This is a genomic window from Aeromicrobium panaciterrae, from assembly GCF_039537165.1.
Lineage (GTDB): Bacteria > Actinomycetota > Actinomycetes > Propionibacteriales > Nocardioidaceae > Aeromicrobium > Aeromicrobium panaciterrae.
Genome location: NZ_BAAAZZ010000002.1, coordinates 3,338,834 through 3,359,077, shown reverse-complemented (window position 1 = coordinate 3,359,077; position 20,244 = coordinate 3,338,834). Strand labels below are relative to the sequence as shown.

16 protein-coding genes are annotated in these 20,244 nt (G+C 67.1%); 7 read left to right on the top strand and 9 right to left on the bottom strand.

What is annotated here, in order from left to right; translation table 11 throughout:
- Positions 1–630 (top strand): dephospho-CoA kinase, encoded by a 630-nt coding sequence (gene coaE, locus ABD683_RS17445; RefSeq protein WP_344771340.1) that lies wholly within the window; start codon positions 1–3, stop codon positions 628–630.
- Here the strand turns inward: coaE and ABD683_RS17440 are convergent.
- The 3 genes from ABD683_RS17440 to ABD683_RS17430 form a co-directional block, all read right to left on the bottom strand.
- Complete coding sequence (locus ABD683_RS17440; protein ID WP_425548519.1) at positions 627–1,574, bottom strand: sigma-70 family RNA polymerase sigma factor; 948 nt, start codon at positions 1,572–1,574, stop codon at positions 627–629. The two genes, coaE and ABD683_RS17440, sit on opposite strands and share 4 nt — an antisense overlap.
- Before the next feature lie 157 nt (positions 1,575–1,731).
- Entirely contained in the window at positions 1,732–3,861 is a 2,130-nt protein-coding gene (locus tag ABD683_RS17435) for a S9 family peptidase (protein WP_344771339.1), read from the bottom strand.
- Positions 3,858–5,165 (bottom strand): DNA polymerase IV, encoded by a 1,308-nt coding sequence (locus ABD683_RS17430; RefSeq protein ID WP_344771338.1) that lies wholly within the window; start codon positions 5,163–5,165, stop codon positions 3,858–3,860. The genes ABD683_RS17435 and ABD683_RS17430 overlap by 4 nt, the downstream gene beginning before the upstream one ends.
- 118 nt (positions 5,166–5,283) lie before the next feature.
- On the opposite strand from ABD683_RS17430, the gene ABD683_RS17425 reads away from it, so the two are divergent.
- From ABD683_RS17425 to ABD683_RS17415, 3 genes are all read left to right on the top strand, one after another.
- Positions 5,284–6,252 (top strand): DUF4192 domain-containing protein, encoded by a 969-nt coding sequence (locus ABD683_RS17425; protein WP_344771337.1) that lies wholly within the window; start codon positions 5,284–5,286, stop codon positions 6,250–6,252.
- A gap of 18 nt (positions 6,253–6,270) precedes the next feature.
- On the top strand, positions 6,271–7,749 hold the full coding sequence (locus ABD683_RS17420; protein WP_344771336.1) for a glutamate-cysteine ligase family protein: 1,479 nt from the start codon (positions 6,271–6,273) through the stop codon (positions 7,747–7,749).
- Positions 7,750–7,857: 108 nt separating this feature from the next.
- Positions 7,858–9,330, top strand: a complete 1,473-nt coding sequence (locus ABD683_RS17415) for an RNA polymerase sigma factor (RefSeq protein WP_344771335.1) — start codon at positions 7,858–7,860, stop codon at positions 9,328–9,330.
- On the opposite strand, the gene ABD683_RS17410 is transcribed toward ABD683_RS17415, so the two are convergent.
- Positions 9,301–9,555 (bottom strand): hypothetical protein, encoded by a 255-nt coding sequence (locus ABD683_RS17410; protein ID WP_344771334.1) that lies wholly within the window; start codon positions 9,553–9,555, stop codon positions 9,301–9,303. The genes ABD683_RS17415 and ABD683_RS17410 overlap by 30 nt on opposite strands.
- Positions 9,556–9,614: 59 nt before the next feature.
- On the opposite strand from ABD683_RS17410, the gene ABD683_RS17405 reads away from it, so the two are divergent.
- Both ABD683_RS17405 and ABD683_RS17400 read left to right on the top strand, forming a co-directional pair.
- Positions 9,615–10,304 (top strand): hypothetical protein, encoded by a 690-nt coding sequence (locus ABD683_RS17405; protein ID WP_344771333.1) that lies wholly within the window; start codon positions 9,615–9,617, stop codon positions 10,302–10,304.
- Positions 10,305–10,532: 228 nt separating this feature from the next.
- Entirely contained in the window at positions 10,533–12,134 is a 1,602-nt protein-coding gene (locus ABD683_RS17400) for a phospholipase D-like domain-containing protein (protein ID WP_344771332.1), read from the top strand.
- A gap of 78 nt (positions 12,135–12,212) precedes the next feature.
- On the opposite strand, the gene ABD683_RS17395 is transcribed toward ABD683_RS17400, so the two are convergent.
- Positions 12,213–12,434, bottom strand: coding sequence for a DUF7455 domain-containing protein (locus tag ABD683_RS17395; RefSeq protein ID WP_425548518.1), 222 nt, complete (start codon positions 12,432–12,434; stop codon positions 12,213–12,215).
- Between the two features lie 176 nt (positions 12,435–12,610).
- On the opposite strand from ABD683_RS17395, the gene ABD683_RS17390 reads away from it, so the two are divergent.
- Positions 12,611–14,704, top strand: a complete 2,094-nt coding sequence (locus ABD683_RS17390; protein WP_344771331.1) for a DNA gyrase/topoisomerase IV subunit B — start codon at positions 12,611–12,613, stop codon at positions 14,702–14,704.
- A 3-nt stretch (positions 14,705–14,707) separates the two neighbouring features.
- Here ABD683_RS17390 and ABD683_RS17385 read toward each other — a convergent pair whose 3' ends face one another.
- Genes ABD683_RS17385 through ABD683_RS17370 form a run of 4 tightly spaced genes read right to left on the bottom strand, consistent with a single transcriptional unit; the run spans position 14,708 to position 20,211 of the window.
- Complete coding sequence (locus ABD683_RS17385; RefSeq protein WP_344771330.1) at positions 14,708–15,202, bottom strand: beta-class carbonic anhydrase; 495 nt, start codon at positions 15,200–15,202, stop codon at positions 14,708–14,710.
- A 13-nt stretch (positions 15,203–15,215) separates the two neighbouring features.
- Positions 15,216–16,964, bottom strand: a complete 1,749-nt coding sequence (locus ABD683_RS17380; RefSeq protein WP_344771329.1) for an MFS transporter — start codon at positions 16,962–16,964, stop codon at positions 15,216–15,218.
- Complete coding sequence (locus ABD683_RS17375) at positions 16,961–17,713, bottom strand: LppX_LprAFG lipoprotein (RefSeq protein WP_344771328.1); 753 nt, start codon at positions 17,711–17,713, stop codon at positions 16,961–16,963. The genes ABD683_RS17380 and ABD683_RS17375 overlap by 4 nt, the downstream gene beginning before the upstream one ends.
- 29 nt (positions 17,714–17,742) lie before the next feature.
- A complete protein-coding gene (locus tag ABD683_RS17370) occupies positions 17,743–20,211 on the bottom strand; it encodes a DNA gyrase/topoisomerase IV subunit A (RefSeq protein ID WP_344771327.1) in 2,469 nt (822 codons plus the stop codon).
- Positions 20,212–20,244 lie beyond the last annotated feature (33 nt).

Genomic DNA, 20,244 nt, shown 5'->3' with positions numbered 1-20,244 from the left:
GTGCTGACGGTCGGGCTCACCGGCGGTATCGGCTCGGGCAAGAGCACCGTCAGCGCCCTCCTGGCATCGCACGGCGCGGTGATCATCGACTACGACAAGCTGGCCCGTGAGGTCGTCGAGCCGGGGAGTCCTGCGCTGCAGGCGATCGCCGAGAGATTTGGTTCCGGGGTCATTGCCGCCGACGGCACGCTGGACCGTCCCGCACTCGGTGCCGTGGTGTTCGCGGACGAGTCGGCGCGGCGCGACCTCGAGGCGATCACGCACCCGGCGATCCGGGACCTCGCGGTCGCGCGGCAGCTCGCCGCGGGCGACGACGCCATCGTCATCCATGACAACCCGCTGCTCGTCGAGATGGGCGCGGCCGCGCACTGTGATGTCGTCGTGGTGGTTGACGTGCCGGTCGACCTCCAGGTCGAGCGGCTGAAGGCCACCCGTGACATGTCCGAGGACGAGGCACGCTCGCGCATCGCCACGCAGGCGTCGAGACAAGAAAGGACCGGTGCCGCCGATCTGCTGATCGACAACACCGGCCCGATTGACGAGCTCGACTCCATCGTCGGGGGGGTCTGGGACGAGCTCGTGCTCAGGGCTGCCGCGGCCGAGGGGGCCGGCCGCGACAGCGCGCTCTAGGCGGCGATCTCCGGATCGGCGATCCGCCGAAGCGTCGCCAGGGCCTCGCGTTCGAGCTGGCGTACGCGCTCGGCGGAGATGCCGTGCCGCTTGCCGATGTCGGCGAGCTTCTGCTGGCGTCCGTCGAGCAGGCCGTAGCGGGCTCGTACGATGTCGGCCTCGCGCTCGCCGAGATGATCGACCAGCGTCGAGATGAGCTGGCGCGACTCGTCATCGAGTACCGCGAAATCGGGGCCCGGCGCCGTCTCACGGGCGATCAGGTCGCCCAACGACGTGTCGCCGTCCTCGTCGACAGGGGAATCGAGGCTCACGTGGTCACGGCCCCACGCCATCAGGTCGATGACGCGGTCGACGTCCATGTCGAGCTCGAGGGCGATCTCCTGCGGCTCCGGGTCATAGCCCAGCTGACGCTCGAGGTTGCGGCGGGCGGCCGTCACCTGGTTGAGCTCCTCGACGACGTGCACGGGAAGGCGTACGACCCGGGCCTGCTGCGCGATGCCGCGCGTGATCGCCTGGCGCACCCACCAGGTGGCGTAGGTCGAGAACTTGAAGCCCTTGGCGTAGTCGAACTTCTCGACGGCGCGGATGAGCCCCGTGTTGCCCTCCTGGACCAGGTCGAGCATCGGCATCGCCGACCGTCCGTACTTGCGGGCGATCGAGACGACGAGTCGAAGGTTGGCCTGGATGAACTCCTGGACCGCGCGGTCACCCTCGTCGGCGAGCCACTGCAGCTCTTCCTCGGTCGCGTACTTGGGTGCGCCGCCCTTCTTGCGGCCGACGCGGCCCTCCTCGAGCAGGTGCCGGGCGAAGAGTCCCGCCTCGACGGTCTTGCTGAGCTCAACCTCGCGTGCGGCGTCGAGCAGGGGAGTGCGAGCGATCTCGGCGAGGTACATGCCGACGCTGTCCTTGCCTTCTGTCTTGGTGTTCAACTGAACGCCTCCCATCAGAGTCTGTACTGATGTCAACGCAACACGTACCCCAAGGATTCCGCTCTCAGGTGGTTCTTATGTCACCTGTCCATCGAGCCTTTCGGCTCACCATGCCTCGCAAGCGGCGGTTGCGCCGCGGGACGCTCACGGTCGCTTCGCTCCCTGGCGCGCTTCAGCGCTCGTCGCCGGAGCTCCTCGACCTCAGCGCCGTGTCGATGATCCAGGCGAGCTCCCAGGCCCGCTCCTTCCACGACGCATAGCGGCCGCTGACACCGCCGTGACCCGCGTGCATCTCGGTCTTGAGCAGGATCGGCTTCTCGGTCCTGCTGGTGGCTCGAAGCCTGGCCACCCACTTGGCCGGCTCGACATAGAGGACGCGCGTGTCGTGAAGGCTCGTCACCGCCAGGATCGCGGGGTAGGCGTGCTCGCCGACGTTCTCGTAGGGCGCGTACGACTTCATGTAGGCGTAGACCTCAGGGTCCTCCAGCGGGTTGCCCCATTCGTCCCACTCGATGACCGTCAGCGGCAGGCTGGGATCGAGGATCGTCGTGAGGTTGTCGACGAACGGGACGCTTGCCACGATTCCGGCGAACGCGTCGGGCGCGAGGTTGGCGACGGCACCCATCAGCAGTCCTCCGGCGCTGCCGCCCTCGGCGATCAGCCGGTCGGCCGAGGTCCAGCCCTCGTCGACGAGGTGGCGGGCGCTCGCGATGAAGTCGGTGAACGTGTTGCGCTTGTGCAGCATCTTGCCGTCGTCGTACCAGTGACGACCCAGCTCGCCGCCACCGCGTACGTGCGCGATCGAGAAGACGAAGCCGCGGTCCAGGAGTGACAGGCGGGCAATGGACATGCCTGGGTCCATGCTGGCTTCGTAGGAGCCGTAGCCGTAGATCAGCGCCGGAGCGGTGCCGTCACGCGGGGTGTCCTTGCGGCAGACCACGGAGACCGGGATCAACGTGTCGTCGTCGGCCACGGCCCAGGTGCGGTGCTGCTCATAGTCGGCCGGGTCGTAGCCGCCGAGGACGGGTGCCTGCTTGCGCAGGATCAGCTCGCCGGTGGCGACGACGTAGTCGTAGACGGACGCCGGGGTGATGAACGATCCGACACCGACCCGGATGAGCGGTTGGGCCCACTCGGCATTGGCACCCACGCCGCAGGTGAACAGCTCCTCGTCGAACAGGATCTCCTGCAGTGGACCGATGCCGTGGGGCAGGCGCTCGTCGATCAGCATGATGCCGATCCGGGTCAGCGCGTCGCGCCGGTAGGACAGGACGAGCTGGCCCTCGAACACGTCGACGTCCTCGAGGCGTACGGCATCACTGCCGGGAACGAGCACCGTGCGAGATGTCGGGTCGTCGACCGGGACCGAGACCAGCTCGAAGTTGATCGCACCGTCGTTGTGCAGCACGAGGAACACGTCCTGGCCGCCAATGTTGGCGTGCTCGAGGGAGTACTCGACACCGTCCTGACGGGGGAGCACGACCCGGAACTCGCCCTCGGGATCGTCGGCCTCGAGGACTCGTACCTCGCTGGTGATCTTGGACGACAGACCGATCACCAGGTAGCGGTCGGACTGGGTGCGGCCGACACCGACGAAGTAGCGCTCGTCGGGCTCCTCGAGCACGAGGACGTCGTCCCCGGTGGAACCGAGGGCATGGCGCCACACCTGGTGAGGACGCCACGCGTCGTCGACGGTCGTGTAGAAGAGGTGGGTCGCGCCGGCCGACCATGTCGCACCGCCGCTCGTCGCGGTGATCTCGTCCGGGAGCACTTCGCCCGTACGCAGGTCCTTGACCTTGATCGTGTAGCGCTCGTCGCCCTGGGTGTCGACGCTCCAGGCCAGCAGGTTGCCGTCGTCGCTGACGCTGAACGCGCCGAGCGAGAAGAACTCGTGTCCTTCGGCCTCGACGTTGGAGTCGAGCATGACCTGCTCGCCCTCGATGGGTGTCTCGGCGTCGAGCGTCGGCGGATTCCAGTCGTCGGCGTCGTCGATCGGGCACCGGCAGCGGATCGAGTACTGCTGGCCCTCCACGGTGCGGCCGTAGTACCACCAGTCGCCGCGTCGTACGGGCACCGAGAGGTCGGTCTCGAGCGTGCGCGCCTTGATCTCGTCGAAGATCTGCTGGCGCAGTGGTTCGAGGTGCGCCGTCGCCTCGTCGGTGTGGGCGTTCTCGGCCTCGAGGTAGGCCAGCGTCGCCGGGTCGTCCTTGTCGCGCAGCCACTCGTAGTCGTCGACGAAGTCGTCGCCGTGGTGGCTGCGGACGATGGGTCGGATCTCGGCTCGTGGTGCGGGCGCGTTCATTCGGCAAACGTACCCGCGTGGCCCGCGCCCAGTGCGGGGTCGTCGACCTTGAACGTGTGCACGGGTCCGGGCGGCGTGTGCCGGGTCTCGAAGCGGACCGTGACTCGACCGAGCCCCGCACCCCAGACCCAGCCGTCACCGTGGTCGTCGTGGTGCACGTCCATACCGGGGTAGTAGCGGGTGGGTCGAGCCGCGTCTGCTGCCTCGGCGGCTTCCTCCTCCTCGAGGTCGTCGTCCTCGGACGCGAAGAGGTCCTCCTGGACCCAGTCGGCGAGTCCGCTGACTCCGACGCCGAGGAGACGCAGCCCGTTGGTCACGTCTTCTGCCTCGAGCAGCGCACGGGCCGTGGCCCCGAGGATGCGTGCGTTGTCGGTGGGGTTGGCGAGCGTGGAGGACCGCGTGTGGGTCTCGAAGTCGTGGTGGCGCAGCTTGAGCGTCACGGTACGGCCCGAGAGCCCGTTCTTGCGGAGCCGCCCGGACACCGATCGCGCCATCCGGTCGACGATGATCTCGAGCTGCGCCCGGTCGGAGATGTCGTGCTCGAAGGTGTCCTCGACACTGACCGACTTGGTCTCGCGAGAGGGCTCGACGGCGCGATCGTCCTCGGCACGCGCCAGCCTGAAGAGGGACCGTCCTGACGACTGGCCCAACAGGCGTACGAGCTCGTCCTCGCTGGGGGACCGGAGGTCTTCGACCGTGGAGATGCCGACACGCCGGAGCTTGTCGGCGGTGGCAGGACCGACTCCCGGGATCGCGGTGGCCTGCATGGGGCCGAGCACGTCGGCCTCGGTGCCGGGCTGCACGATGAACACGCCGTTGGGCTTGTTGATCTCGCTGGCGATCTTGGCCATCAGCTTCGAGGACGCGACGCCGACCGACGCCGTCAGGCCTCCGGTCAGGTCGGCGATGTCTGCGCGGATTGCGTCGACGGTCTGCTGGACGGCCCCGGGATCGAAGTCGGGTCCGGCAGCGAGGTCGACGAAGGCCTCGTCGAGCGAGAGTGGCTCGATGACCGGCGAGGCCTCGCGGAGCCTCGTCATGACGAGGAGGCTGGCCTCACGGTAGGCGTCGAACCTGCCCCCGAGGAACGCCGCATGAGGGCAGCGGGCCCGCGCCTCTGCGGTACGCATCGCCGACCGTACGCCGTGCACACGTGCCTCGTAGGAGGCTGTCGCCACGACTCCGCGTGGGCCGATGCCGCCGACGATCACCGGTTTGCCCCGCAGCGACGGCTTGTCACGCTGCTCGACCGACGCGAAGAACGCATCGAGGTCGAGGTGCATGATGCTCGCCGTCGACCGCATGGTCACAGTCTGTCGTGCCGTGCCGACAGCTGTGCACAGCCCGGCACGACTGACGCGAGTTCCACAGGCGACCCGCCGAGTCGTGCCCGAGGCGCCGGCAGCAGGCGAGCGTGGCGGGATGACCGACACCTATACGGCCCACGACGTCTCCGACGTGCTCAACGCACTCCCGACCCTGTTCGGCTTCAGGCCGTACGAGTCGCTCGTGGCCGTGGCGACCCACGGGCCGAGACGTCGCTTCGGCTTCAGGATGCGCGTCGACCTGCCCCACCCGGACGACGCGGACCAGCTCGGCCGACTGGTCGCGGGCCACCTGCGCCACCAGGGTGCGGAAGGCGCCATCCTGGTCGCCGTGACGGAGCAGCAGGACGTCGCCCGTGAGCTGCTCTCAGCCGTGCGTCCACACCTCGCGGAGATCGAGCTGGTCCTGGCGGTCAGGGCCGACAAGTGCCGCTATTGGCTCGACGTGCCCGACTTCCCGGAGCGGGGGATCGCGTACGAGGTGTCCGACCACCACCTCGCGATCGTCAAGGCGGTGGCGGCGGGTCAGCAGATCCTGCCCGACCGGGCCGCCCTCGTGGCACGGTTCGCGCCGGTGCAGGATCCACGTCGCGCAGAACTCCTGCGCGCGACGATGGCCGTCGTCCCGCAGGTCATCGCGGTGATCGCCGACTCGCCCGATGACGGGCTCGTCGACCTGGCGTTCCGTGCGGTGGAAGACATCCTCGACCGCGGTCTCTCCGGGCTCCGGCTGAGCGACGACGACATCGTGCTGCTCTCGGTGTGGGTCTCGACGACGGAGGTCCGCGACGCCGTCGTCAGCCTGATGACCCGCGACAACGCGCCCGCCATGCTGAGCCTTTTCACCCTGCTCGCGCAAAACGTCGTACCGCCGTGCGAGCCGGCAGTGCTGACGCTGGCTGCGTTTGCGGCGTGGCTGACGGGGGACGGTGCGCAGGCGCTGATCGCGGTGGAACGTGCCCTCGACGTCGCGCCTGACTACGGGGCGGCCAACACGCTGATCGGGATCCTCGAGGCTGGGATCGCGCCGGAGCGGTGGTTCGCAATCGCTGCCGAGGAGCGATAACCGCCCTAGTGTTGCTGCATGGGCCAGGACGTGGAGGCACGAGAGTTCAGTCGCGAGGACCGTACGCTCTACCGCGCCAAGGTCCGGCGATGCCTCGACGTGTTCGCCCGGATGCTGAGCGAGCGTGACCTCACGGTCGACCACACCCATGTCGGCGTCGAGATCGAGTTCAACCTCGTCGACGCCAACGGCGACCCGGCGCTCAAGAACGTCGAGACGCTCGAGGCGATCGCCGACGATGCGTTCCAGACCGAGCTGGGCCTGTTCAACATCGAGATCAACGTCCCACCGAGTCGCGTCGAGGGCAAGGGACTCGAGGTCCTCGAGCTGACCCTGCGCGACGACCTCAACGCGGCGCAGGCCAAGTCGGCTGACGTCGGCGCGCACATGCTGATGATCGGGATCCTCCCCACCCTCCAGGACGGGCACCTGAGCCGCGAGTCGTTGTCGGCCAACCCGCGCTACCACCTGTTGTCCGACCAGATCCTCGCCGCCCGCGGCGAGGACATCGAGATCGTCATCGAGGGAGTCGACCGCTTGAGCACGACGGCCGACACGATCATCCCCGAGGCCGCCTGTACGAGCACCCAGCTGCACCTGCAGGTCGATCCCGAAGACTTCGCCCCGATGTGGAACGCCGCCCAGGCGATCGCGGGAGCCCAGGTTGCGATGGGTGCCAACTCACCGTTCCTGCTCGGCCGTCAGCTGTGGCACGAGACGCGCATCGCGCTGTTCGAGCAGGCCACCGACACGCGCAGCGAGGAGCTGAAGGCGCAGGGCGTCAGGCCACGTGTGTTCTTCGGCGAACGCTGGATCACCTCGGTCTTCGACCTCTTCGAGGAGAACGTTCGCTACTTCCCGGCTCTCCTGCCGATCGTCGAGGACGAGGACCCGCTCGAGGAGCTGGAGGCGGGGCGCGTCCCGAGCCTGGCGGAGCTCCGCCTGCACAACGGCACGGTCTATCGCTGGAACCGCCCGATCTACGACGTCGCCGGGGGTCGACCGCACCTGCGCATCGAGAACCGGCTGCTTCCCGCCGGCCCGACGGTGGTCGACACGATGGCCAATGCGGCGCTGTTCTACGGGCTGGTCAAGATCCTGGCTTCAAGCGAGCGTCCCGTGTGGTCGCAGCTGTCGTTTCGTACCGCGGAGGACAACCTTCACGAGGCCTCACGTTCCGGCATCGAGGCCGAGCTCTACTGGCCGCGCCTGGGCAACATCCCGGCGCGTGAGCTGGTCTCGACGCACCTGTTGCCGCTCGCCGAGGTGGGACTGGACCAGCTTGGCGTCGACCGGGCCGTACGCGACCGGCTGCTCGGGATCGTGGAGAGCCGCTGCTCGACAGGCCGCAACGGCTCGACCTGGCTCATCCAGGAGTTCGAGCACCAGACGCGTACGACTCCTGACCGCGCCGAAGCGATGCGGGTGACGACGCAGCGCTACGAAGAGCTCATGCACGCGGGGGAGCCGGTGCACACCTGGCCGCGACACGCCTGAGCAGCCCTGGGTCGCGTTCCTTTGACCCGACGTGTCACACTTGGCACAGAGGTTGACCACAGGCCTCATTGCTGCGCCCTTCTACTGATTTGTGAGGCTGACGTGCCGGTGAATCCCGCATCAGGGTCCCGCCTCCGCGCGGTCACCAAACGCCTCAGCGGCAGCACGAAGGAGCAGTCCACGAAGGAAGCAACACCCGCCAAGAAGGCACCCGCCAAGGCGGCGGCAAAGAAGGCATCGTCCACCAAGGCTGGGCCGACCAAGAAGGCTCCAGCCACCAAGGCTGCGCCGAAGAAGTCCACACCCAAGACCACTGCGAAAACAGAAACGACTGTGACCAAGACCGCATCCAGCACCGCCAAGAAGTCCGCTCCCGCCAAGAAGGCCGCGCCTGCTGCCAAGGCGCCCGCCAAGAAGGCAGCCGCTGCCGCGAAGACCGACTCGACCGATGAGTCGCACATCCCCGCGGGTGTCGACCTGACCAACGCGCTCGAGGTGCCGGCGGTCCAGGTCGATGCCGACGGCAACAAGATCCTCCCCGACATCCCGGACGAGGAGTTCGAGAAGGACCTCGCGACCGACCCGACCCTCAAGGAGGACGAGAAGTCGTCCTACACGATCTCGGCGGCCGACGAGTCCGACGAGCCCGTGCAGCAGGTCATGGTCGCCGGTGCGACGGCCGACCCGGTCAAGGACTACCTCAAGCAGATCGGCAAGGTCTCGCTGCTGACGGCCGGCCAGGAGGTCGAGCTGGCCAAGCGCATCGAAGCCGGACTGTTCGCCGAGGAGAAGCTCGCCAAGGGCGGACGCATCTCGGCCAAGATGCTCGAAGAGCTCGAGTGGATCACGGTCGACGGTCGTCGTGCCAAGAACCACCTGCTCGAGGCCAACCTCCGACTCGTCGTCTCGCTGGCCAAGCGCTACACCGGCCGCGGCATGTTGTTCCTCGACCTGATCCAGGAGGGCAACCTCGGTCTGATCCGTGCGGTCGAGAAGTTCGACTACACCAAGGGCTTCAAGTTCTCGACCTACGCGACGTGGTGGATCCGTCAGGCCATCACCCGCGCCATGGCCGACCAGGCCCGTACGATCCGCATCCCCGTCCACATGGTCGAGGTCATCAACAAGCTCGCCCGCGTCCAGCGCCAGATGCTGCAGGACCTCGGCCGCGAGCCCACTCCCGAAGAGCTCGCGATCGAGCTCGACATGACGCCCGAGAAGGTCGTCGAGGTCCAGAAGTACGGTCGCGAGCCGATCAGCCTCCACACGCCGCTCGGCGAGGACGGCGACTCGGAGTTCGGTGACCTGATCGAGGACTCCGAGGCGATCGTCCCGGCCGACGCCGTGTCGTTCACACTCCTGCAGGAACAGCTTCACGCGGTGCTCGACACGCTCTCGGAGCGCGAGTCCGGCGTTGTCTCGATGCGGTTTGGTCTCACCGATGGCCAGCCCAAGACGCTCGACGAGATCGGCAAGGTCTACGGCGTGACGCGTGAGCGCATCCGTCAGATCGAGTCCAAGACGATGAGCAAGCTGCGCCACCCGTCGCGATCACAGGTCCTGCGCGACTATCTGGACTAAGTCCTCGCGGTCAGCTTCCGGCAGGGCGTCCCATTCGGTATCCCTCAACACGCTGATGTGTTCGGAGAAGAGTTGATCCAGCTCGAGGGCGGTGTCTGGCAACAGTTCACGCGTCCATCGCTTGACCCCTTCGTCCCGATTGGCACGGGTCGTCACGATGATGTTGGCAACGCTGACCAAGGCCGCGATGATCGCCGCGCTTGCTGCAACTCCAGCTGAGCTCATTCGGCGATCGTAATCGTGAACCGACCCCAAGACGCACGGCATGGTGAGATGCTTTCGCGATGAAGCGTGCTCTCGTTGCCCTTGCCGTCATCGCCAGTCTTGCCGCATGCGGTGGAGACCCCGACGTGGTCGATCAGAACACGTCGACCAAATCCGACGACGAGAAGAAGCAGCCGGAGAAGGAACAAGGCGCGATCGTCGATTCCGGCTTTGGACAGGGTGATGACGAGTACGTGGGTCTTGCTGCGATCGTCAAGAACAAGTCGGACCATGCGGGGCAGACAGTGACGGTGAGTTTCAACATCAAGGACACAAGCGGCGAGGTACTGAAGACCGAGTCCCAGGTTGACAACTTCTCGTGGCCGGGCCAGGAGCTCGCCGTTGTTACCCAAGCTGATTTGGCGCCGGGCCAGAAGGCGGCCTCCGTGGAGGCGACGTTGTTGATCGAGGACGACGGCACGTTTGCCGACGACGTTTCGGACGATCTCGGCACAGCCGACGCGCCCCTGGTCAACAGCGAGTACGGCGGTCGAGTCGCCAAGGTTCAGATGACGAACCCGAATGACAAAATCTTGAAAAACCCCAAGGTCGCCGTGGTCTGCCATGACAGCTCCAACAAGATCGCCGGAAGCGGATTCACCTACCCGGATCTCATTGCACCGAGCGGCAAGTATGCCGACGAGATCGACGTGATCGTGTCCGCCTCGGCTAAGTCATGCAAGGTCTATCTCGAGCCGGGATTGGGCTAACCAGACGGCGCGATCGGCCAGTCGGGGATATTTCACCCCACAGCGTTGGGTACATTTCAGGTCAGTACGTGGAGGGGTACAGCGTTCAGCCATCCCTACTGCGCGACTATCTCGACTGACGTCATCCCTACGTGACAGGCTCCCCGTCACGGTTGCGTTAGACTGTCTCGACCACGACACCAATCCTCGGGGAGTTCGACTGTGCGTACGACTGGCAGGACGCGCCGCGTGACGCGCCTCCTCGGTTCAGGTGTCCTGGCCGGCGCTCTGGCGCTGGGGCTGACATCGACGATCTCGACGGCTACCGCCAACGAGGTCACTCCGACTCCCACGCCCACCCAGACGGCGACGACTCCTGCTCCGTCCGACTCGGCGCCGGACCCCCAGGCACAGGCTGCCGACGGGCCGGTCGCCGCCGCGGCAGCACCGTGGGACACACCGGGCTACCCGATCATCCAGGAGACCAACTTCGCGGAGCCGCGTCGTTCGGTCAACAGCGAGGCCTACAGCGACTTCAGCCAGCTCGATGAGCTCGAGCGGCTGATCTGCGGCACCTTCAAGGTTCCGGACGGATCGTCCACGCCGCTCTGCTCGCAGCGGTCGCTGCGCCCCGAGGCCCAGCGCCGCGCGACCTACATCCAGATGTCGGTCTCGCGCATGGAGCGCTCCAAGCGTGTCGGCCGCAAGCTGATCGAGGCCGCCAAGTGGGGTGTCAACGTGCGCTTCGTGCACGGCGCCGACTCACAGTCCGCGGCATCGCGCTCGCTTGCCAGCCAGCTCAACTCCGCGACCTTCAAGGGCATCCACACCGGCTGGTTCAAGATCTGCGCCAAGGGCAAGAGCCTGGCGTGCATCTCGACCGCCAAGGGCGGCATCATCCACACCAAGTCGCTGATCATCGGCTCGAGCAATCCCGCGGGCCAGACCGTCAGCTACACCCGTGAGGGCAAGCCGGCAGCAAGCGTGGTCTGGTACGGCTCGGCCAACCTCGGTGGCCCCAGTGGCGAATACACCTGGAACAACGGTCAGACGATCTACAACGACAAGCTGCTCTACATCCAGTCGGCCGCGATGTTCCAGGACCTCCTGGGCGAGCGCACCGTCTCCGGCAACAACTATCCCGGCTACATCCGGGCAGCGAGCCTGGCCAACACCCGCTTCGGCTATCCCGGAGCGAAGGTCAACGACGGCTACAAGAGTGACTACGCCGACTACGGGATGTTCTACTCCAACCTCTCCAACTACACGGTGCATGCCTCGCCGATCGCCGCCACACCGCTCAACGGCAAGGATCCGATCATGGCGGCGCTCAACCGCGTGATCCCCGACGACAAGTGCAAGATCAAGGTCCTGGAGAACCGTTGGAAGTATCGCCGACTCGCGATCGCCGAGAAGCTCGTCGAGCTGTCCAACGGCGGTTGCGACGTGTCCGTCGTGGCGTTCCAGGACGACCTCGCCGAGAACCGCGCGCTGCACTGCCAGATCTACATCCGCGTCTGCCGGCCGATCCTGGACGAGCTCCGCACCGCCAACGTCCACATCATCGCGGCGTGGGCCAAGCCGCACGACAAGGTGATCCTGATCGAGGCACTGCTCAAGAAGAACCCGCAGAACCCGCTTGAGGTCCAGGCCAATGGCGCTCCGTGGCCGACCTCCGGTGGAGCACGCGCCACGATGGTCCAGGCCGGTTCTGCCGCCCTGACCGGGTCCAACCTGCTCGCCAGTGACGAGGTCACCACCGAGTCGCTCGACCCCGACGTCTACGCCGACTACGTCCAGCACTGGCGCAACATCGGTCGCAGCTACGAATACAAGATCTACCCCTACTGAGACATGTGACAAAGCAAGAGCCGACCAGTTCAACTGGTCGGCTCGTGCTCTGCTTGAACGCTGCGCGTGGTGCTGAGATCAGATCTCTTCGTCGACGAGCACCGGCGACGGAGCGAGGCGTTCGCTCTCGTCGTGGATGAGGGCCGACATCTCACGAAGCTTCTCCTCGTGCTGGCGCGCGTGGTGGGCGCAGAACATCAGCTCACCACCGCCACCCAAGGTCACTCGTACGTAGGCCTGAGCGCCACAACGGTCGCAGCGGTCAAGCGAGCTCAGCATGGGGGCTGTCAGTGTGTTCACGGTGACCTTCTCTCTGAGCCTTGGGCTTTCGATAGTGGTCAACATCCAATCACGGGGCGGTATTCCTCGTGGCCGTTGGTGACCTATGCCATACATACTCCTCGCCGGATCCAAATGGACGCAGGCGCGCTGTCAGCCGCGTGTCACGCCGTGGCTGTCACCCGACCTCGATAGGCTTGAGGGAGCGCGACAACCCCGAAAGGCCAGCAATCATCGACAGCACGTATGACGCCCGAAATCTCCTCGTCCTCGAGGGCCTGGAGGCCGTCCGCAAGCGCCCCGGCATGTACGTCGGCTCGACCGACACCCGCGGTCTCATGCACTGCCTGTGGGAGATCATCGACAACTCCGTCGACGAGGCGTTGTCGGGATTCGGCTCGCACATCAGGGTCGCCCTCAACGACGACGGCTCGGTCGAGGTGCAGGACGACGGGCGCGGCGTACCCGTCGACATCGAGAAGAAGACTGGTCTGACCGGGGTCGAGGTCGTCTACACCAAGCTCCACGCCGGCGGGAAGTTCGGCGGCGGTTCCTACGTCGCCACCGGCGGACTGCACGGCGTCGGCGCCTCCGTCGTCAACGCCCTCTCGTCCCGGCTCGACGTCGAGGTCGACAAGGGCGGCGCGACGTGGGCGATGTCGTTCCGTCGGGGTGAGCCGGGCGTGTTCGACGGCGACAGTCCCGACTCCCCGTTCACGCCGACCAACGAGCTGCGCAAGATCGGCAAGGTCGCCAAGGCCAAGACCGGCACCCGGGTCCGCTACTGGGCCGACCCGCAGATCTTCATCAAGGGCGCCAAGTTCGCCTACGAGGAGCTGGTCGCGCGAGCCCGCCAGACCTCGTTCCTGGTGCCCGGGCTCGAGATCGTGATCAGTGACCTGCGCGGTGACGAGCCGCACGAGGAGAAGTTCCGTCACGACGGCGGCATCGCCGAGTTCTGCGAGTTCCTCGCGCCGGACGAGGGCGTGACCGACGTGCTGCGGTTGCAGGGCGAGGACGTCTTCACGGAGACGGTCCCGTTGCTCGACGACAAAGGCCACATGACCCCGCAGGACATCGAGCGCACCCTGGGCGTCGACATCGCGGTGCGGTGGGGCAACGCCTACGACACCGAGGTGCAGTCGTTCGTCAACATCATCGCCACGCCCAAGGGCGGCACCCACCTCAACGGCTTCGAACGCGGTGTCACCAAGACGTTCAACGAGGTGCTCAAGACCACGCGCCTGCTGAAGTCCGGCGACCCCGACGTGATCAAGGACGACATCCTCGAAGGCATGACCGCCGTGGTGACCGTACGCCTTGCCGAACCCCAGTTCGAGGGCCAGACCAAGGAGGTCCTCGGCACTCCGGCGGTCACCAAGATCGTCAACCAGGTCGTGTCCCGAGAGCTCAAGCGCTACCTGACGTCCAACAAGACTGCCGAGAAGGGCAAGGCTCGGCTCGTCATGCAGAAGGTCGTCGACGCGTCTCGCACACGTCTGGCGGCTCGACAGCAGCGCGACACGCAGCGTCGCAAGAACGCGCTCGAGTCGAGTGCCCTGCCCGCCAAGCTCGCCGACTGCCGCAGCAACGACGTCGAACGGTCCGAGCTGTTCATCGTGGAGGGCGACTCGGCCCTCGGCACCGCGAAGTCGGCCCGTGACTCAGAGTTCCAGGCACTGCTGCCCATCCGCGGCAAGATCCTCAACGTCCAGAAGGCCAGCATCGGCGACATGCTCAAGAACGTCGAGTGCTCGTCGATCATCCAGGTCGTCGGCGCCGGCAGTGGTCGCACCTTCGACATCGACGCCGCGCGCTATGGCCGGATCATCTTCATGGCCGACGCCGACTCCGACGGCGCGCACATCCGGTGCCTGCTGGCCACCTTGTTCTTCCGCTACATGCGCGAGCTGGTCGACGCCGGACGGGTCTACACCGCGGTGCCGCCTCTGCACCGCATCGAGCTGATCAACCCCAAGAAGGGGCAGGAGAAGTACGTCTACACCTATTCCGACCCCGAGCTGGTCCGCAAGCTCGCCGAGCTGCAGCGCAAGAACATCCGCTGGAAGGACCCGGTGCAGCGCTACAAGGGTCTGGGCGAGATGGACGCCAGCCAGCTGGCCGAGACCACGATGGACCCGCGCCATCGCACGCTGCGCCGCCTGACGGTCGACGACGGGATCGAGGCCGAGTCGGTGTTCGAGCTGCTGATGGGCAACGACGTACCTCCTCGCAAGGAGTTCATCGTGCAGGGCGCCTACGAGATCGACGCCGACCGCATCGACGCCTGAGCATCACTCGACTGGCTGGAGCAGCCCGGTCTCGACGTCGTACAGGAAACCGCCGACGAGCACGTCGTCACGGATCAGCGGGTGGGTGCGAACGCGCTGGACGTCAGCGCGGATCGTGTTGAGCTGGTCCTCGATCACTCCGAGGGTCATCCAGGAGGCGTCCTTGCCGGCAGCGCTGCCGAGCTGCTTCTTGAGCTCGTCCTCGGTCGACTTCGCCATGGCGCAGCTGGTGTGCTCGACGACCATGACCCGGTTGACCTTCAGGAGGTTGACACCAAGGACCAGAGCGACCAGCGCGGCATCGGTGACTCGTCCGCCCGGGTTGCGCAGGATCTTGGCATCGCCGGGGGTGAGACCGATCATGCGCAGCGGATCGATGCGCGAGTCCATGCACGTCACCATGGCGACTCCGGCGTGGGCGATGCCGTCGAATCCGGAGAGCTCGAAGGTGTCGGCGAACGTACGGTTGGCGGCGAGCAGGTCATCGAAGTCGGCCATGCCGAAATCCTAGTCAGTGCGTGTCGACGGCTCGTTCACCGGCGGTGCCGCGCAGGAGGACCAGGGACAGCGCGGCGGCGATCAGTGCGCACACCGCCGCACCCACGAAGACCGTGTGGAGCTGGGTGATGCCGGCATCGCGTACGGCGTCCTTGTAGGCCTGGCACGCCGCCGCTGCACCGTTGCAGAGGTCCTGGGCCGGCGGGATCTTGTCCGACGCTGCATAGAACGCGCGCAGGCCGATCGTCGTGAGTGCCGAGATGCCCAGGAGCATGCCGACCATCCGCGCGACGATCAGCAGGGCCGAGGTCACGCCGTGGACGGAGTCAGCGGTGTGCGCCAGCAAGGCGGCGTTGACCGGGGCGATGGCGAGGCCGAAGCCGAGACCGCCGAGGACGAGGGAGAGGGTCTCGGTCTCGTGGTTGAGCGAGGTGGCATGCCACGTGGCCATGTGGAAGAACGCCGCGGCGCTGAGCACCATGGCGATCGGCGTGAGGACGTGGGCGGGCATGCGCCGCAACAGGTAGCCGCCGATCACGGCGCCGATCGGCAGCGCGACCAGGAATCGTACGAGCACCAGCGCCGCGTCGAGCTGCGAGTCCCGATAGACCGTGAGCCGCGCGAAGAACGGGATGTCCACCAGCGCGGCGATCAGCGCAGCGCCGATGAAGAACGACACGACGAGCGCTCCCCAGGCGGGCCGTGCACCGAGAGCGCCACGGGGTATCAGGGGTCGCTCGGCACGCCGCTGGCGAAGGTGGAAGCCGATGAACGCCACGACGGCGATCGGGAGCAGCCACGGCGCCTGCGACGAGACCGCCGCCTTTTCAGGCTCCGCGGAAGCGAACGTGAGGATGACGGCGCCGAGCCCCGTCGTGAGCAGCACGGCGCCCCAGATGTCGGTCTCGCGGGCCAGATCACCCCAGCTGCGCCAGCCGATCAGCGGGTACCTGGCCATGGCCTGTCGCAGGAGGAACAGCAGCAGGAGGGCACCGGTCGCCACGGCCAGGGGAGTGAACCAGCGTGAATCGCCGCTGAAGGGTACGAAGGGGCGACCCGAGTTGACTCCCTGTACGAGCCGGGTGGGCTCCAGCATGATGAGCGTCAGCCCGGTCAGCACAAGAGCACCGAGGCCCATGCCGAGGTAGTCGCGGCGAACCGTGCGCACGGCTCCGGGCCCGACCGGATCGCGGTGCCGGAGCATCGCCGCGGCCAGGACCAGGCCGATGGCGCAGTTGAGCCAGAAGATGTCGCGCCAGTCGCCGAACGCGAGGACCACCGCGCCATACAGCGGGCCGACGACGCTGCCGAGCTCCTGGACGGCGCCCACGATGCCGAGAGGGAGACCGCGCTTCGGGGGCGGCCACATGTCGGCGACGAGCGCGAGCGTCGGCGGTATCAGACCACCTCCGCCGACGCCCTGGATGAGCCGGCCGGTGACGATCGTCTCGAGGTTGTAAGCGGCTGCCGTGATCAACGATCCGACGGCGAACACCGCCAGCGAGCCGAGCAGGACCGGCACACGGCCGCGCAGGTCGGAGATGCGGCCGATCAGCGGGAGGATCGCGACGTAGCCGAGCAGGAACCCCGAGACGATCGGCGCAGCTCGTTGCAGCTCGTCGAGCTCGAGGCCGGTGGCGCTCATCATGTCGGGGAGCGCGAGCACCACGACGTACGTGTCGGCCGCAGCGAACGCGATGGCCACGGCCGCGAGGCCGAGCAGGATCCGGGACGCGGGGCGGGTCCCTTCGGGCGAGCTCACGCGCCGGGTCGGGTCGGGGCCTCGATCGTGACGGGCGTGTCTGATGCCGTGAGCTTGACGGTGTAGGTGACGTCGCCGCCGGTCTCGTAGAACGGTCCGCTCAGCGTCGCATCGCGCAGGACGTCGTCGTCATCGAGGCGGTAGGTCACCTGGAAGACCGATCCGCCGTCAGCCGACGGGATGATCGTTTGGACCACGCTGCTGGGGAGCGTCCCCTTGATCGTCGTGAGGACGTCGGAGCCGTCGCGCGACTTGCCACCGTCGGTGAGCTTGTCGGTCTTGGTGAGGATCTGGGTGATGCCGGTGGTCTTGTCGAAGAGCGCCGCCGGGTCGGGCGCCTTCAGCGACGCGGGGTCGATCGAGAGGTAGACGGGGGAGAAGCTCGTCTTGGCGAGCACGTCGCCGCCGACCGCGATCACGTCGGCGCCCAGGCTGGTGCCACCCGTGACGACGGTGACCTTGCCCTTGAACGCGGGAGTGTGGTTGCCCTGGCCCTTGGCCGACAGCAGGCCGCTCACCCCGGTCGGCACATGGGGGGTGGAGAGCGAGATCGTGATCGACTCGGCGTCGTCGATGGTCTTCTTGGCGGCGTCGAGGCGCGCCTGGAGCTTCGACGTGTCGGCGGCCGAATCCTTCGTGTCGCCTCCGCCCGAGCACCCGCTGAGTGCGAGAACGGCAGTGAGCAGGGCAACGATCCATGGGGATACCCCCGTCAGACGGGGCATGGCAGCGGGGGGATTGGTACGCACGGGGCTCAGTCTTGCACGCGACAGTGTCGCTAGCCGGTCGTCACACCGAGGACGCCCGGCAGCTCAGCTGCCGACGACGAGACCGCCAGAATCGGCTGCGCAGCCGCGACGCCGGATCCGTCGCGGCGATCGACCGGCGCGGGCAGGTCGACGGGTGAGCCGCTGGTCGCGCACGCCAGCGGGGTGCCGTCGCCGACCCAGGCGAGCAGCAACGTGTCCTCGCCCTTGAGCAGGCGGTGGCAGCGTACGCCGCCCGTGGCACGGCCCTTGGCGGGATAAATCGACAGCGGGCTGACCTTGACGGCGCCGTTCTGGGTGCCAGGGAGCGCTTCGCCCGAGCCGGCGACCGTGACGACGTGGGCCGTCTCTGCGCTGGCGACCGCACCGAACGAGACCACGCGGGCGCCGTCAGCCAGCTTGATGCCGGCGACACCCCCGCCGGATCGTCCCTGGGGCCGTACGAGTGAGGCCGGGAAGTGCAGCAGCTGGGCGTCGGACGTGACGAATGCCAGCTCCTCGTCGCCGGTCGTGAGAGCCGCGGCGCCGACCACGACGTCTCCGTCAGCCAGCGAGATGAGCTCCCACTGGTCGCGGGTCAGATGGTCGGGCTTGACCCGCTTGACCACTCCGTGCCGGGTGCCCAGGGCGATGCCCGGGCCGTCGTCGGCGAGTGACATCAACGCCAGCGGCGAGCCGTCGAGGTCGACGATCTCGCGCAGCGGCACGCCGCCCTGCAGGTTGGGCGACTGTGCCGTCGGTGGCAGGGCCGGCAGGTCGAGCACGTTGAGGCGACGCACCTGGCCGGTCGTGGAGACGATGCCGATCTCGCCGCGGGCCGTCGTGCGTACGGCGGAGACGATCGTGTCGTGCTTGACGCGGCCGCCGACCTCGCCGAGTGGGTTGTCGTCGGACGTACGCGCCATCAGCCCCGTGGCGGACAGCAGCGCCCAGCACGGGTCGTCGCTGACCTCGAGCGGGGCCGCCGCCGTGGCGGTCTGCCCTGACGACTCGAGCAGCACGGTACGGCGCGGTGTGCCGAACTGCTGCGCCATGTCGTTGAGCTCCTCACCGACGACCTTGCGGAGCAGCTGCTCGTCGGCCAGGATCGCGTCGAGCTCCTCGAGGAGCTTGCGGAGCTCGCTGATCTCTCGCTCGACCTCGATGCGGTCGGTCTTGGTGAGGCGGCCCAGCGTGAGGTCGAGGATGTAGGTCGCCTGCACGTCCGAGAGGTCGAACACCGACATGAGGCGCTCCTTGGCCTCCGCGCGGTTCTCGCTCGCCCGGACGAGCTGGATGACCTCGTCGATGTCGACGAGTGCGAGCAGCATGCCCTCGAGCAGGTGCAGCCGGTCGGCGGCCTTCGTTCGGCGGAACTGCGTACGACGGCGGACGACCTCGAGGCGATGCGCGAGGTAGACCTCGAGCATCTCCTTGAGGCCAAGCGTGCGGGGCTGCCCGTCGACCAGTGCCACCGCGTTGATGCCGAACGACGTCTCCATCGGCGTGCTCTTGTAGAGCTGCTCGAGGATCGTCTCGGGGATGAACCCGTTCTTGACCTCGATCACCAGGTGGAGGCCCTTGTGCCGGTCGGTGAGGTTCTTGATGTCGGAGATGCCCTGGAGCTTCTTGGCCTGGACGAGCTTCTTGATGGCCTCGATGACCTTCTCGGGGCCGACGTTGTAGGGCAGCTCGGTGATGATGATGCCCTTGCGGCGGGCAGTCACCGAGTCGATGCGTGCGGAGGCGCGCATGCGGAACGAGCCGTTGCCGGTCGCGTACGCATCACGTACGCCCTCGAGACCCACGATCTTGCCGCCGGTCGGCAGGTCGGGGCCCGGGATGAACTTCATGATGTCGTCGAGCGACGCATCGGGGTGCTGGATCAGGTGGCGCAGCGCCTGGACGACCTCGATCAGGTTGTGGGGTGCGATGTTGGTGGCCATGCCGACCGCGATGCCGCTGGCACCGTTGACCAGCAGGTTGGGCAGCGCTGCAGGGAGCACCGACGGCTCGGTCTCGCGGCCGTCGTAGTTGGGCTTGAAGTCGACGGTGTCCTCGTTGATCGAGGCCGTCATCGCCTCGGCGGCGGCATGCATCCTGACCTCGGTGTAGCGCATCGCGGCGGGCGGATCGTCGGGCGATCCGAAGTTGCCGTGCCCGTCGGCGAGTGGGAGCCGGAGGGACCAGTGCTGGATCAGGCGTACGAGTGCGTCGTAGATGGCACCGTCACCGTGCGGGTGCAGCCGACCCATGACCTCACCGACGACGCGGGCGCTCTTGACGTGACCCCGGTCGGAACGGAGGCCGAGGTCATCCATCGTGTAGAGGATGCGCCGTTGCACCGGCTTGAGGCCGTCGCGGGCATCAGGGAGCGCACGTGAGTAGATCACGGAGTAGGCGTACTCCAGGAAGCTCGATCGCATCTCGTCGCCGACGTCGGTGTCGACGATGTGCTCCTCGAAGTCTTCCTCGGGTGCCTGCTTGCTGCTCCGGGCCATGCATCCTCTTCCACGTCTGCGGTGTGAACCGTC